12 protein-coding genes and 1 pseudogene are annotated in these 14,973 nt (G+C 64.8%); 6 read left to right on the top strand and 7 right to left on the bottom strand.

What is annotated here, in order from left to right; genetic code table 11:
* Positions 1-7 precede the first annotated feature (7 nt).
* Positions 8-1,677 (top strand): annotated as a pseudogene (locus tag FJ418_RS24555) (ABC transporter ATP-binding protein).
* 21 nt (positions 1,678-1,698) lie between these two features.
* The gene (locus FJ418_RS24560) at positions 1,699-3,069 is read left to right on the top strand and encodes an alpha-glucosidase/alpha-galactosidase (protein WP_140870031.1); all 1,371 of its coding nucleotides are present in this window, start codon (positions 1,699-1,701) and stop codon (positions 3,067-3,069) included.
* Here FJ418_RS24560 and purD read toward each other — a convergent pair whose 3' ends face one another.
* Both purD and FJ418_RS24570 read right to left on the bottom strand, forming a co-directional pair.
* Entirely contained in the window at positions 3,070-4,344 is a 1,275-nt protein-coding gene (purD, locus tag FJ418_RS24565) for a phosphoribosylamine--glycine ligase (protein WP_140870033.1), read from the bottom strand.
* Positions 4,345-4,527: 183 nt separating this feature from the next.
* Complete coding sequence (locus FJ418_RS24570; protein WP_140870036.1) at positions 4,528-5,322, bottom strand: phytanoyl-CoA dioxygenase family protein; 795 nt, start codon at positions 5,320-5,322, stop codon at positions 4,528-4,530.
* Positions 5,323-5,411: 89 nt separating this feature from the next.
* Here FJ418_RS24570 and FJ418_RS24575 point away from each other — a divergent pair, with 89 nt between their 5' ends.
* Both FJ418_RS24575 and ubiA read left to right on the top strand, forming a co-directional pair.
* On the top strand, positions 5,412-6,323 hold the full coding sequence (locus FJ418_RS24575) for a LysR family transcriptional regulator (RefSeq protein WP_140870038.1): 912 nt from the start codon (positions 5,412-5,414) through the stop codon (positions 6,321-6,323).
* An 81-nt stretch (positions 6,324-6,404) separates the two neighbouring features.
* Positions 6,405-7,388 carry a 4-hydroxybenzoate octaprenyltransferase gene (gene ubiA / locus FJ418_RS24580; RefSeq protein ID WP_140870085.1) on the top strand — a complete coding sequence of 328 codons (984 nt, stop codon included), beginning with the start codon at positions 6,405-6,407 and terminating at the stop codon, positions 7,386-7,388.
* 208 nt (positions 7,389-7,596) lie between these two features.
* On the opposite strand, the gene FJ418_RS24585 is transcribed toward ubiA, so the two are convergent.
* From FJ418_RS24585 to FJ418_RS24595, 3 genes are all read right to left on the bottom strand, one after another.
* Positions 7,597-8,163 (bottom strand): DUF6101 family protein, encoded by a 567-nt coding sequence (locus FJ418_RS24585; RefSeq protein WP_140870041.1) that lies wholly within the window; start codon positions 8,161-8,163, stop codon positions 7,597-7,599.
* Positions 8,164-8,348: 185 nt separating this feature from the next.
* Positions 8,349-9,782 carry an FAD-binding oxidoreductase gene (locus FJ418_RS24590; RefSeq protein WP_140870044.1) on the bottom strand — a complete coding sequence of 478 codons (1,434 nt, stop codon included), beginning with the start codon at positions 9,780-9,782 and terminating at the stop codon, positions 8,349-8,351.
* 19 nt (positions 9,783-9,801) lie between these two features.
* On the bottom strand, positions 9,802-10,764 hold the full coding sequence (locus tag FJ418_RS24595; RefSeq protein WP_181167081.1) for an L-threonylcarbamoyladenylate synthase: 963 nt from the start codon (positions 10,762-10,764) through the stop codon (positions 9,802-9,804).
* Between the two features lie 174 nt (positions 10,765-10,938).
* Between FJ418_RS24595 and FJ418_RS24600 the strand changes: the two genes are divergently transcribed.
* Both FJ418_RS24600 and FJ418_RS24605 read left to right on the top strand, forming a co-directional pair.
* Positions 10,939-11,448 (top strand): hypothetical protein, encoded by a 510-nt coding sequence (locus FJ418_RS24600; RefSeq protein WP_181167079.1) that lies wholly within the window; start codon positions 10,939-10,941, stop codon positions 11,446-11,448.
* A 104-nt stretch (positions 11,449-11,552) separates the two neighbouring features.
* On the top strand, positions 11,553-11,942 hold the full coding sequence (locus FJ418_RS24605; RefSeq protein ID WP_140870050.1) for a hypothetical protein: 390 nt from the start codon (positions 11,553-11,555) through the stop codon (positions 11,940-11,942).
* Between the two features lie 114 nt (positions 11,943-12,056).
* Here the strand turns inward: FJ418_RS24605 and FJ418_RS24610 are convergent, their stop codons facing one another.
* Positions 12,057-12,416: an ATPase gene (locus FJ418_RS24610; RefSeq protein ID WP_140870053.1), complete on the bottom strand. Its 360-nt coding sequence runs from the start codon at positions 12,414-12,416 to the stop codon at positions 12,057-12,059.
* A gap of 265 nt (positions 12,417-12,681) precedes the next feature.
* On the bottom strand, positions 12,682-14,835 hold the full coding sequence (gene glyS / locus FJ418_RS24615; protein WP_140870056.1) for a glycine--tRNA ligase subunit beta: 2,154 nt from the start codon (positions 14,833-14,835) through the stop codon (positions 12,682-12,684).
* Positions 14,836-14,973: the final 138 nt, after the last annotated feature.

The raw sequence follows: 14,973 nt of genomic DNA on the forward strand, positions 1-14,973 counted from the left end.
TGGCCGGATGACGACGATCGCGCTCGCAGACAATTTCGCGCCGGCCGTCCGGCATGATCATGGCGGTCGCTATGATCAGCCTGTGATCGACGCCCGCAACATCGAGGTCGCGTTCAAGGTCGAGCACGGCACCGTCGAGGCGGTGAAGGACGTCTCGTTCCAGCTCTATCGCGGCGAGACGATCGCGATCGTCGGCGAATCCGGCTCCGGCAAGTCGGTGACGGCGCGCACCGTCATGGGGCTGTTGTCGCGCCGCGCGACGGTCTCGCCGCGGTCGAGCGTCGACTATCTCGGCAGAACATCCTGAAGTTCCCGGAGAGTTCGCGGCGCAAGCTGCGCGGCAACCGCATCTCGATGATCTTCCAGGAGCCGATGAGCTCGCTCAACCCGATCTACACGGTCGGCAGCCAGATCGTCGAAGCGATCCGGGTGCACCGCAAGGTGAGCCGCAGGCAAGCCTGGGCGCGCGCGCTCGAACTCCTGCGGCATGTCCAGATCCCTGAGCCAGAGGCGCGGCTGAAGCAATATCCGCACCAGCTCTCGGGCGGCCAGCGCCAGCGCGTCATGATCGCCATGGCCTTGGCCAACGACCCCGACGTGCTGATCGCCGACGAGCCCACCACGGCGCTCGACGTCACCGTGCAGGCGCAGATCCTGAACCTGATCCGCAACCTGCAGAAAGAGCTGCGGATGGCGGTGATCCTGATCACGCACGATCTCACCGTGGTGCGCAAGTTCTCCGACTACGTCTATGTCATGCAGCATGGCGAGATGCGCGAGCACAACGTCACCGAGCGGCTCTTCGCCAATCCCCAACATCCCTACACGCAGCGGCTGCTCGCTTCCGAGCCACACGGACGGCCGAAGGTGCTGCCCGACAAGTCCCGCACGATCCTCGAGGCGAATGGCGTGCGCGTCTGCTTCATGCTGCGCCACGGCTCTTTCATGAAGCCGGACTGGCGCGAGCTGGTCGCCGTCGACGATCTCGGCCTGAAACTTTGCCGTCATGAGACGCTTGGTCTGGTCGGCGAATCCGGCTCCGGCAAGACCACTTTCGGCCAGGCGCTGCTCAGGCTGATCGACGCCAAGCGCGGCGAGATCGGCTTCGACGGCCAGCCGATCGAGAAGCTGACGCGCGCCGGAATGCGGCCGCTGCGCTCGCGCATGCAGATCGTCTTCCAGGATCCTTTCTCCTCGCTCAACCCGCGCATGACGATCGGCCAGATCATCGAGGAAGGGCTGGTCGTCAACCGGTTGGGCGCGACGCGGCGCGAGCGGAACGAGCGGGTGCGCGAGGCGCTGGCCAGCGCCGGCATGCCCGGCAACATCCTGTCGCGCTTCCCGCATGAATTCTCCGGCGGCCAGCGGCAGCGCATCGCGATCGCGCGGGCGATTGCGCTGGAGCCCGAATTCATCCTGCTCGACGAGCCGACTTCGGCGCTGGACCTTTCCGTGCAGGCGCAGATCATCGACCTGTTGCGAAAGCTGCAGGACGAGCGCGGCCTGAGCTATCTCTTCATCTCGCACGACCTCAAGGTGGTGCGGGCGCTGTGCCACCGCGTCATCGTCATGCAGCATGGCAAGATCGTCGAGCAGGGACCCGTCAACGAGGTCCTTTCCAATCCCAAGACCGCCTACACCGAACGGCTCGTCAGGGCCGCTTTCGACGTGGCTTAGAGAAGTGCCGGAGGCTTTAAAGTGACAAGAAATCCCAGGATCACGTTCATCGGCGCCGGCTCGACGGTGTTCATGAAGAACATCGTCGGCGACGTGCTGCAGCGGCCGGCGCTTTCGGGCGCGACGATCGCGCTGATGGACATCAACCCGCAGCGGCTGGAAGAGAGCGCCGTCGTCGTCAACAAGCTGATCGCGACGCTCGGCGTCAAGGCGAAGGCAGAGACCTATTCGGACCAGCGCCAGGCGCTGTCCGGCGCCGACTTCGTCGTCGTCGCCTTCCAGATCGGCGGCTACGAGCCCTGCACTGTCACCGACTTCGAGGTGCCGAAGAAATACGGCCTGCGCCAGACGATCGCCGACACGCTCGGCGTCGGCGGCATCATGCGGGGCTTAAGGACGGTGCCGCATCTATGGAAGATCTGCGAGGACATGCTCGCCGTCTGCCCGGAGGCGATCATGCTGCAATACGTCAACCCGATGGCGATCAACACCTGGGCGATCGCGGAGAAATATCCCGCGATCAAACAGGTCGGGCTCTGCCATTCGGTGCAGGGCACGGCGATGGAACTGGCGCACGACCTCGACCTTCCCTATGACGAGATCCGCTACCGCTCGGCCGGCATCAACCACATGGCCTTTTATCTCAAGTTCGAGCATCGCCAGCCGGACGGTTCTTACCGCGACCTTTATCCCGATCTCCTGCGCGCCTATCGCGAGGGCCGCGCGCCAAAACCCGGCTGGAACCCGCGCTGCCCGAACAAGGTGCGCTACGAGATGCTGGCCCGGCTCGGCTATTTCGTCACCGAAAGCTCGGAGCATTTCGCCGAATACACGCCCTATTTCATCAAGGACGGCCGCCCCGACCTGATCGAGAAATATGGCATCCCGCTCGACGAATATCCAAAACGCTGCATCGAGCAGATCGAGCGCTGGAAGGGCCAGGCGGAAGCCTACCGCTCGGCGGACCGGATCGAGGTCGAGCAGTCCAGGGAATATGCTTCCTCGATCATGAATTCGGTGTGGATCGGCGAGCCGTCGGTGATCTACGGCAATGTGCGCAACAATGGCTGCATCACCTCGCTGCCTTTCGATTGCGAGGCGGAAGTGCCGTGCCTGGTCGATGCTTCCGGAATCCAGCCCACTTACATTGGCGAATTGCCGCCGCAGCTCACGGCGCTGATCCGCACCAACATCAACGTCCAGGAACTGACGGTGCGAGCGCTGATCAGCGAGAACCGCGAGCACATCTACCATGCGGCGATGATGGACCCGCATACCGCGGCCGAGCTCGACCTCGACCAGATCTGGTCGCTGGTCGACGACCTGCTTGCCGCTCACGGCGACTGGCTGCCGGCCTGGGCACGCAAGGGCGGCAGGAGCCAGGCTGCCTGATCAGGCGGCGCCTTTCTCACGCTCGACAGCGCGCCAGCCGATGTCGTGGCGGTAAAAGCCTTGCGGCCAGTCGATACGATCGATCGCCGCGTAGGCCTTTGCCTGCGCCTCGCCGACGGTGGCGCCCAAAGCGGTGACGTTGAGCACACGCCCGCCATTGGCGACCAGCGCGCCGCCATTGATGGCAGTGCCGGCATGGAAGACCTGGACGCCTTCCACCTTGTCGAGACCGCGGATGACGGAGCCCTTTTCCGGCGTGCCCGGATAGCCCCTCGCCGCCATCACCACGGTCAACGCCGTCTCGTCGCTCCAGCGCACCGACATATGCGCGAGTTGGCCGTCGACGGCGGCGTTGAGCAGGACGAGCAGATCGTCCTTCAGCCGCATCATCAGCACCTGGCATTCGGGATCGCCGAAGCGGGTGTTGTACTCGATCAGCTTGGGGCCGCTGTCGGTGATCATCAGGCCGGCGAAGAGGATGCCGGCGAAGGGCGCGCCGATATTGGCCATGCCGCGCATGGTCGGCTCGATGATCTCGCGCATGGTGCGCTCGGTCATTTCCGGCGTCATCACCGGCGCCGGCGAATAGGCGCCCATGCCGCCGGTGTTCGGCCCGGTATCGCCGTCGCCGACGCGCTTATGGTCCTGCGCGGTGCCGAAGGGCAGCGCCGTGGCGCCGTCGCACAGGCAGAAGAAGCTCGCCTCCTCGCCGGTCAGATACTCCTCGACCACCACCTCGGCTCCAGCGGCACCGAAAGCGCCGTCGAAACAGGCTTCGAGCGCGGCGTTCGCCTCCTCCAGCGTCATGGCGATGGTGACGCCCTTGCCGGCGGCAAGGCCGTCGGCCTTGATGACGATCGGCGCGCCGGTCTGCTCGACATAGGCCTTTGCCGAGGCAAGGTCGCTGAAGCGGCCATAGGCGGCGGTCGGGATGTTGAACTTCGCGCAAAGATCCTTGGTGAAGCCCTTCGAACCCTCGAGCCGCGCCGCCGCCTTGGAGGGACCGAAGACGCGGATGCCCCAGGCGCGCAGGTCGTCGGCGATGCCGGCCACCAGCGGACCTTCCGGACCGACCACGACCAGGTCGATCTTCTTCTCCTGGCAGAAGGAGGCGACGGCGGAGTGGTCGGCGACGTCGAGCTTGACCAGCTCGGCGACACGGCCGATGCCCGGATTGCCTGGCGAGGCGTAGAGCTTCGTCACCAGCGGCGAGGCGGCCATCTTCCAGGCGAGCGCATGTTCGCGGCCACCCGAGCCGAGAAGAAGAACATTCATGGCCACCTCTTGCTGCCGATCGTCCTCGTCGAGAGAACCCGCTATTGGTCCGCGGGCGATGGGTCAAGGCATCTTGGCATTTTGGCGGCAATTGCGCACGGGAACATGGCCCGCATCGAGGGGAATGAGGCAAGTCCCGTCGCCGGCCGGGCCGAAAAAACGACTCAAGCCCGGAAGACGACTCTAGCTCTGGAAAACGACAGGGAACCAGTCCTCACGCAGTTTCTGGCCGGGCTTCATGTCGTGGCCGGTATAAGGCGGCGAGGTGCGGCCGGGACGCTCGACATAACGCGCGTCGTCGCCGACCCAGCGCAGCGACAGCGCCCGGCGGCGTGCAGAGGTCAGATTGCCGCGCGCGCCGTGCGCCGTGCGGAAGTCGAACAGGATGGCGTCGCCAGGCTCCATCTCCCATTCCAGCACCTTCATCGAGGGGTCGTTGTCGGGGTCGGGCACCGGCCGGTAGTCGCCCTCGCCGGCATAGAAGTTGTCGTCGTTCAGCCAGCGCACCGGCAACACCATCTTTTCCCATTTGTGCGAGCCGGCGATCACCCTCAGCGTCGCTTCCTTCACCGGATCGATCGGGATCCAGAAGCTCACCGTCTGGCTGCCGTCGACGAAGTAATAGGGAATGTCCTGGTGCCACGGCGTCGGCTTCTGCGTGCCGGGTTCCTTGACCAGGACGTGATCGTGGAAGAACTGGGCAGTGCGCGACTGCATGACCGCGGCCGCGAGCTCGGCGGCCGGCGATTCCCTGACGATCCTGACGAATTCCGGAATGCGCTCCCAGTTGCAGTAGTCGTCGAAGAAGCTGCCCTTGCCGCCGGCAATATCGGAAGCCGTGGCGCTGCGGTTCTCAATGTTGCGCTCGATGCCGTCGGCGATGACATCGACCCAGTCCTTGAAGGCACCACGGATGCAGACAGCGCCGTCGCGCTGATAGTCGGCAATCGTCGAAGCATCGATCTTTGGGCTGGCCATGGCGCTCTCCTTGATTAGGCGAGCGACTATCGCAAGCGCTGGACATCGCGTAAAATAATAACTTATCATCTAGTTTATAGTTTTTACCTATGAGACCGACCCTCGCCCAGTTGCGCTATGTCGTTGCCGTGGCCCGCTATGGCAGCGTGACCGCGGCCGCCTCGGCGCTCAATGTTTCGCAGCCTTCGATTTCGGTGGCGATCGACAATGTCGAGGACGCGCTTGGCCAGAAGCTGTTCGTGCGCCAGCGCGGAAGCGGCGTTGCGCTGACATCCTTCGGCCGCAGGGCCGTCGCCAAGGCAAGGCAGGTGCTGGGCGAAGCGGACGAACTGGCGGCGCTCGGATCGCGCGATGCCGATGTCGGCGGCGAATTGGTGCTCGGCTGCTTCGAGGACCTGGCGCCCTATTTCGCGCCGGCGCTGATGCGCGCCTTCGCCGAACGCTGCCCGGCCGTCACGGTCGTCATCGGCGACGAAACCTTCGACACGCTGGGGCGTCGCCTGGCCGACAGCGCCGTCGATCTCGGCCTCACCTACGATCTCGGCCTGCCCGGGCATTTCAAGCGCATTCTCCTGCATGAGCTGCGGCCGCACGCGCTTTTGCCGGCGGGCCATGAGCTTTCGGACAAGCACGCCGTCAGCCTGGCGGAACTGGCGCAGCATCCGCTGATCACCACTGACCAGCCGCACAGCTGGCAGCACATGCTGGACCTTTTCCTTAGCCGCGGCCTCTCGCCGATCGCCCGGGCGGCGACGAGCTCGTTCGAATTGCAGCGCTCCATGGTGGCCAACGGCTTCGGCGTCGCGGTCAGCTATACGAGGCCGTATGGCGACCGCAGCTATGACGGGCTGCCGCTGGTCTGCAAGCCGCTTTCCGATCCGCTGCCCATGCAGCGCATCATCCTGACCCATGACACGCGCCAGCGCCTGTCGAAGGCGGCCGTGACCTTCATCGACGTCGCCAAGGCATGGTTTGCCAGTCACGATGTTTTCACCGCCTAGGGCTTCAACGCCCAAGTTTTCAACACTTGAGCGACAACGCGGCCGCTTGACGGCGCTGCTTGCTGCTGCCACTCCAGCGTGATGGAAACCGTCCAGTCGAAAGCAGCACAGGGCCGGGTCGCCGACGCGCCGAGCGGCCATTGGGTCTACCGGGTGCTGCCGCGCTGGCTCTGGCCCTACGCGCAGCTAGCGCGCTGGGACCGGCCTATCGGCTGGCAGCTCTTGTTGTGGCCGTGCTGGTGGTCGGCGGCACTTGCCGCGGGCGCCTATCCGCGCCCGACCGACCCGCTGCTGACGCTGCTTCCGGCGCCGTGGTACCTGTTCCTGTTTTTCGTCGGCGCCGTGGCCATGCGCGGCGCCGGCTGCGCCTACAACGACCTCGCCGATGTGGACATCGACAACCAGGTCGAGCGGACCCGCTCGCGGCCGTTGCCGGCCGGCAAGGTCACGCGCCGCCAGGCCTGGGCTTTCGTCGTCATCCAGGCGCTTATCGGGCTTGCCGTGCTGTTGCAGTTCAACAGCTTCGCCATTCCGCTCGGCATCGCCTCGCTGGCGATCGTGGCCGTCTATCCCTTCATGAAGCGCATCACCAACTGGCCGCAATTCGTGCTTGGGCTCGCCTTCTCCTGGGGCGCGCTGATGGGCTGGGCGGTCGAGTTCGGCGACATCGATGATCCGGCCATCATGCTCTATATCGGCTCGATCCTGTGGGTGATCGGCTACGACACGATCTATGCGCATCAGGACAAGGAAGACGACGCCATCGTCGGCGTGCGCTCGACGGCGCGGCTGTTCGGCGACAACACCAAGACCTGGCTGGTCGGGCTCTATGGCGGCGCGCTGGTCTGCTTCGCCATCGCCTTCGCCTCGGCGCAAGTGCCGGTGGTGGCGCTGGCCGGGCTGATCGCCGCCGGCGCGCATATGGCGCGCCAGATCATCCAGCTCGACATCGACAATCCGGACCAGTGCCTGAAGCTGTTCAAGTCGAACAACCAGGTCGGCTGGCTGATCTTCCTCGGCCTGATCGGCGGTTCGGTGTGGATATGGCTAAAGCCGCTGGTTTAGTTCTCCCTTCTCCCCGTTCAACGGGGAGAAGGTGGCGGCAGCCGGATGAGGGGCAGCGCCAACCTTGAAGGTTAGATGAAATATGCGGCGGCGCTGTCGCGAGTGATCGGGTTTTGAGGTCGCCAAACACCTAGGTCGGCGCTGCCCCTCATCGCCCTGCCGGGCACTTCTCTCCGTATAGTGACGGGGAGAAGACTGTCACCGGCGGCTACTCCCTTGCGATAATCTCCTGGCCGTCGATGACCAGTCTCAGGCCAAGGTTGCCGGACTTGCGGCGGGCAAGGAAGCGCGGGCGGCGCATGTTGGAGACGCGGCCCTTGCGGCGCTCCTGCGGCGGCAGCGACTTGATGGCGGCGCCGAGCGATTCTTCCAGCGTGCGGGCTATGCCGTCGGCCTCGATCAGAAGCATCGGCAGGCGGTAGGCATCGGCCCAGGCGCGCCAGTCGGCGGCGACGTCGTCGAGGTCGTCGGCGACCAGAAGCGGCACCGACAGCATCGGATCATTGTGCAGCAGTTCCAGCGTCACCGTGACGTTGCCGTCCGGATCCTCCATGGCGCGGGCGGCGACGCCGCGGAACGCATTGGGGGGCAGTGCGATGATCGCCGGCACGCCGCTCATCTCCAGCACACGGCGGATGACCGCGCCGCGCTGGTCGATGGTGAAGGTAACATCGCCATAGTCGTCGCGCGTGGCGTAGCTCACCATTTGCGGCAGGCGAAACGGATCGAGACGCATGTTGCGCCCGGCCCAGACTGGCTTCAGCCCAGTGTTCATCGATGTCTTCCCTGTTATTCCTGAGGGCCGTTTTTCCGGTTCTCTCAGGGCCGGTTTTTCCGGCCTCGTTATGGGAAGAAACATTAGCGCTCGCTTCTTACCGGCGCGCTTAAGAAAGTCGGTTAAATTTTGCTGATCTGAGCCGATGGTTATCGGAATGCGACCAGCGCCCGATGTGGTGAGGATCAGATAACCTTACCGGGATTCATGATGCCGGCCGGATCGAAGGCCGCCTTCACCCGCCGCATCAGGTCGATCGCCATCGGCGGCGCCGTGGCGATCAGCTCGTCGCGCTTCAGTTGGCCGATGCCGTGCTCGGCCGAGATCGAGCCATGGAAGGAGCGCACGACATCGTGCACCGCCTTGTTCATGGGATGGTAGAGCTCGAGGAACGCCTCGTCCGCCCAATCCACCGGACGCGAGATGTTGTAGTGAAGATTGCCGTCGCCCATGTGGCCGAAGCAGACGACGCGCGCGCCGGGGCAAACCCGCTCAACCACGCCGGCCGCTTTTTCGATGAATTGCGGGATCGAGGCGATGGGCACCGAGATGTCGTGCTTGATCGAGGCGCCCTCCGGCTTCTGGCATTCGGGGAGCGTCTCGCGGAAATTCCAGAAAGCGTCGCCCTGGGCAAGGCTTGCCGACACCACCGCGTCGCCGACGATGCCTTGCTCAAGGCCGGCTGAAAGAATCTCTTCGATCAGCGCCCTGCCGTCTTCTTCGGAACGGCCGGAAGAGACCTGCATCAGCACATACCATGGCCAGTCGTCGGCCAGCGGCCGGGCGATGCCTTGCCCGTGTTTGAGCGTGAAGTCGTAGGGTCTTTTGCCGATCAGCTCGAAAGCGGTGAGCGAGGCGCCGGCGCGATCCATCGCCAGCGTGAACAGCGAAAGCGCGTCGTGCGGGGACGACGGCAGGCCGGTAAAGGCGACCTCCCTGCCTTTCGGCTTCGGGAAAAGCTTCAGCACCGCGGCGGTGATGATGCCGAGCGTGCCTTCGGCGCCGACGAAAAGGTTCTTCAGATCGTAGCCGGTGTTGTCCTTCTTCAATTTGCGCAGGTCGTCGAACACCTCGCCGGTCGGCAGCACGACCTCGACGCCGAGGCAGAGCTCGCGCGCATTGCCGTAAGCAAGCACGCCGGTGCCGCCGGCATTGGAGGACAGATTGCCGCCGATCTGGCAGGACCCTTGGGCGGCGAGCGACAGCGGAAACAGCAGGCCAGCGGCGTCAGCCGCTTCCTGCAGGGTCTGCAGGATGACGCCGGTCTCGGCGGTCACCGTATTCGACAGGACATCGATCTCGCGGATGCGGTTCAGCCTGGACAGCGACAGCACGATGTCGTGTCCGGATTTGTCCGGCACCTGGGCGCCGACCAGCCCGGTGTTGCCGCTCTGCGGCACGATCGGCGTTCCGGTCTCGGTTGCCAGCCGCATGATGCGGCTCACTTCCTCGACGCTGCCGGGGCGCAGCACCAGCGATGTCCGGCCATGCCAAAGGCCACGCCGCTCGGTGATGTAAGGCGCGATGTCGGCCTGGTCGCGCAAGGCATATTTGTGGCCGACGATGGCCGTGAAGCGGTCGATGACGGCGGGATCGAGATCGAAGGGCTGGTCGTTCATGAAACAAACCCTAGGGCGCTCAGGCAAGCTTGTCACGCGGCGCGGCGGCGCGGGCAAGCCGGTCGTTGATCGCCTCGCCCAGGCCCTCCAACGGGATCGGCTCGACGGCGATGGTCGCGGCGCCGACACGATCGAGCGCCTGCATGAAGGCGAACAGATTGCTGGCTGCCTCGCGCAGGTCGCCCGTTTCGGAGAGGTTGCGCAACGCAGCGGCCCGTTCCCAGCCCTCGGCGCGATTGCGGCCGAACGCAAGCAAAGCCTCGCCTTCGGCAACGTCCCCGACATTAAGCCGCATCGCGGCGCCCGGCGCGTAATGCGAGGCAAGCATGCCCGGCGCCTCGATGCCGCTCGCGCCGCGCGATAGTTTCGCGCCGGCCACCGCCTCGATCTCCTCGGCGCCGATGCCGCCGGGCCGCAGCAGCCGCAGCCTGCCGTCCTCGACCTTGAGAATAGTCGATTCCAGTCCGACAGGCGTCGCGCCACCATCGACGACCAGCCTGATCCTGTCACCGAGATCGGCGGCGACCGCGCCTGCCGTCGTGCCGCTGATCTTTCCGGAGGAATTGGCGCTGGGGGCCGCGAGCGGCCGGCCGAGCCGCGCGATCAGCCCGCCGCCGAACCCGCGCGGCATGCGCAGCGCGATCGTGTCCAGCCCCGCGGTGACCAGCGGATGGATGCCGCTGTCCGCCCTGTGCGGCAGCACCAGCGTCAGCGGGCCGGGCCAGAAGGCTTCGGCCAATCTTGCCGACAGCGGATCGAAGCCGGCGATACGGTCCGCCATGGCGCGATCCGCGACATGGGCGATCAGCGGGTTGAAGCGCGGCCGGCCCTTGGCCTCGAAAATGCGCGCCACGGCAACGCCATTGGTGGCATCGCCGGCCAGGCCGTAAACCGTCTCGGTCGGAATGGCGACGACGTCGCCGCCTTCGAGCAGCGCCAAAGCCCGCTCCAGAGCCTCGCCGATCGCCAGTATCTCAGCCAAATTCGCCACCAGTCCTGCACATGCCGGTCCCGTAATACGGCCGCTTGCATCGGGCAAGTGCGGGCATTGGCGATTTATCAATCCCTAAAATGTTAAGTTTCCAAGCAAGCCGGCTTCAATGTGCCGGTCCTAAGGTGCGGGTTTGATGCGGTTGCGGGCTTGGGAGTTCTTGTGATGCGTTTGCTTGGAGCGTTCGGTATCAGCCTTTTGGCGATGAACGGCGCCGCATATGCCTCGTCGATCGTCGTGGTCGGACCCTCGACCTCGACGCCTTCCGTCGTCAGGCTGAATGCGATCGAGCCGACCAAGCTGTCCGCGGCCTCGACGCCGTCGATGATAGCGCTTGGCGACCCTATGCCCGCCGTCACCGATGAAAAGGTCGCGGCAATCCCCGAGAAATCCGAGCACCAGCAGGCCCCGATGATCATCCGGGGCGGTATTGTCGGCGGCGCTTTCGCAGCGCCGGCGGCGACCGCGTCGACCAAGCCTGCAACAGCCACAACCACACCCGCCACCACCGCGCCGGCAAACGGCACTTCGCCGGCAATGCCCGCGAACGGCACCGCGTCCGCTTCGAACGGCAGCGGCAAGACCGCCGCCCAGCCAGGCGCGACAGCCGATGCGCAGCCCCAGGCGCAACCGCAAACTGCCCAGCCACTGCCGCGCGTCGGCAAGGCGATGTAGATCACACTGAATACCACCTCGATATGCTAGGCGCTTGAACTTTGTCCGATCTCCGTCATGCGGATCCGGCACGATGGCGCTGGCGTTTCAAAAAGGGGAATTTCATGACTGTTTCGAAAGCAATCGCTGTCGCCGGCCTGATGGCGGCAACCGCGCTGGGCGCGGGCACGGCGAGTGCCGATGATATGCTTGGCTCTTACACGGCGCGGATTTCCGACCGCGATCACCGCGCCAGCGACGGCTATCCGCTCGGCAGCGCGGCGCAGATGGTGCGGCAGGACCGCGCCAACTGGCACAAGTTCCACCGGCGCGACGGCGACGACCAGGGCGATCCCTGGTTCCGCAGCGACGGCTCGCGCGCCGACCTGCAGCGCATGCTGGGACGCGGCGGCGCCATGAGCAACTCGACCCGGCGCGCGATCGTCAATGGCGAGCCGTTGATCGAGGTCGACGTCTATCCGGACAGCGTGCGGGTCAGCATCGTGGAAGACTGACTAGGTCAGCTTCTGAAGATTGACGGGTCAATCTTCCTGGAAGATTGACGAGCCTGACGAAAAAGGGCGACGCGTAACGCGCCGCCCCTCATGCTTCACACGACAGGAGACGGCTCAGGCCGCTTCTTCCTTGTCGTCATCGTCGGACTCGTCGGCGTCGTCTTCATCGTCGTCGCCATCTTCATCCTCGTCGTCGGACTCATCGTCGCCCGAGGCTTTGGCTTCTTCGTCGGCGTCATCGTCTTCGTCGTCGCCGTCTTCGTCGTCATCTTCATCCTCGTCTTCCGACTCGTCGTGGGCCGAGGCAGTGGCCTCCTCGCCGTCTTCGTCATCTTCCTCATCGTCCTCGGACGGATCGGCAGATTCGACTGCCGCGGCAGCGGCGTGGTCGAGGAGGTTTTCGGAAGCGGATTCGATGGCCTCGGCGGCGGCCGGGGTCTCTTCAATCAGGTCGATATCGTCAACGGAATTCATGGCATGCCTCCGTGTTTGGGAACGTCTTACGGCGCGCGCCGGGAAACGATCTCGGGGAACGCGCCTTAACTCTTTGGTTGATGCATGTCGTTGCCCCAGAACCGCTCAGCGCTTCTGGGCGACATGGATCACTTCTCCCATGCGGAGGTCATCGCCGTATGACTGTAAGCCGGCTCCGGCGCATTAAATTTCGAGCGCCGAATTGTCGAGGAATGCTCGCATCCTAGCGAATGCGGGCAAGTTGAAAGGCGCGATTTTTGCGCTGTCAGCCGACGATTTTTGAAAAATCCGCGACGTGGTCGGTGGCGGCGCGGATGCGGGCGAGCAACGCCAGACGGTTGGCGCGCACGGCCTGGTCCTCATCATTCACGAGAACGCCCTCAAAGAATGAATCAACCGGTTCGCGCAACACGCTAAGCGCCAGCATGGCGGCGGAAAAATCTTCGTTCTGAATCGCTTGGCCGGCTTCCTTCTCAGCCTGATTCACCGCGGCATAGAGCTTATTTTCCGCTTCCTCGCGGAACAATGCCGGCTCAACAGTCTCGGCGACCAGCGTTTTCTTCTTCTCCTCGGCGGCGAGAATGTTGGCCGCGCGCTTGGTGCCGGCTAGCAGGTTCTTGCCTTCGTCGGTGTCGAGCAAGGAACCCAGCGCCTCGACGCGGCGGACGATCTGCAGCAGGTCATCGGACTGCGGCGTGATGACGGCATCGATCAGATCGTGCCGCGCGCCTTGGTCGCGGAGATAGACTTTCAGGCGGTCGTGGAAGAAGGCAAGGAGATCGGACGACTGATCCGCGCCGCCTTTGAAGTTTGCAAAGGCCTTGGCGAAAACACACGCAAGCGCCAGCCGGATACGGTTCTCGATGAGGATCCTGACCATACCAAGCGCTGCCCTTCTGAGGGCAAACGGGTCCTTCGAGCCCGTGGGCTTTTCATCGATCGCCCAGAAGCCGGTCAGTGTGTCGAGCTTGTCGGCGAGCGCCACCGCAACCGAGACCGGATCGGTCGGCACGCGGTCGGACGGGCCCTGTGGCTTGTAGTGCTCCTCGGCGGCTGCGGCCACGGACGGATGCTCGCCCTGCAGCAGCGCGTATTTGCGGCCCATGGCGCCTTGCAATTCCGGGAACTCGCCGACCACTTCGGTCTGCAGATCGGCCTTGGCGAGCACCGACGCGCGGGCGACGAGCGCGCTGTCGGCGCCGACGACCAAGGCAAGCTCCTCAGCCAGCCGCTTGATGCGCGCGACCCTCTCCCCTTGCGTGCCGAGCTTGGCATGGAAGGTCACGTTCAGATGATCGAGCCGCGCCATGCGCTGGTCGAGCGGCTTCTTCAAATCCAGGTCGAATTTCGCCGCCGATTCCCCGAGTTGATCGAGGTCCGGCAGGTCGCCCTGATCGGTCTTCCAGAAATAGAGCGCGTCGGACAGACGCGCGCGCACCACCTTGCCGTTGCCGTAGGCGATCTCCTTGCCGCCATCCTTCGCCTCGATGTTGGCGACAAGAATGAAGCGGTTGGACAGATCGTCGGCCGCGCCCTGCGGCCGGGTGACAAAACACTTCTGGTTGGCGCGGATGGTGAGGCGGATGACTTCGCCCGGAATGGCGAGGAAATCCTGCTCGAACTCGCCCATCAGCACGACCGGCCATTCGACCAGGCCGGAGACTTCTTCCAGCAGGCCCTCGTCCTCGACCAGATCGAGGCCGTTGGCGAAGGCGATGTTGCGGGCGTCTGCCAGAATGATCTCCTTGCGCCGGTCGGCGTCGAGCACCACCTTGGCCGCCTCCAACTTCGCCACATAGTCGTCGAAGCGGCGCACGGTGATCGGGCCCGGCGCGTGGAAGCGATGGCCAAAGGTGACGTTGCCGGCGCGAATGCCGTCGATCTCGAAATCGACCACCACCGGCTCCTCGGTCTCCGGGCCGAAGGTGCAGACGATCGACTGCAGCGGGCGCACCCAGCGTAGCGAGCCGGGCTTGGCCGAGGCCGGCCCCCAGCGCATCGATTTGGGCCAGGGGAAGTTCCTGATGATGGCCGGCACCAGCTCGGCGATGATTTCTTCCGCCGCCCTGCCCGGCTTCGCGATATGGGCGACGTAGAAGTCGCCCTTCTTCGGGTCGGAATGGACATGCGCCTCGGCAATCGATGACAGGCCGGCCTTGCGCAGGAAGCCCTGCACCGCCTGCTCGGGCGCCGTGGTCGACGGCCCCTTGATCTCCTCGCGGATGTCCTTCGAACGCGCGGTCAGGCCCCTTATGTCGAGCGTCAGGCGCCGCGGCGTCCAATATTCACGCGCCGCCTCATAGGTCAGACCCGCCTCGACCAGACCGTCGGCCAGCATCTTCCTGAGGTCGCCGGCCGCCTTACGCTGCATGCGGGCGGGGATTTCCTCGGAGCGAAGTTCGAGCAGCAAGTCGGGCATTGGTTGGCTCCATACCCTCCCCTCGATGGGGACGGTCGGCGCGTGGCGCCGGTGTCACGAATGGGGCGGGAAATAGCAACTCGGCCGGCCGCTGTCACCCCGCAAGCAGACCGCCTCTTCAATCGATTTCGCGGAATT

This window comes from Mesorhizobium sp. B2-8-3, assembly GCF_006440815.1.
Taxonomy (GTDB): Bacteria; Pseudomonadota; Alphaproteobacteria; order Rhizobiales; family Rhizobiaceae; genus Mesorhizobium.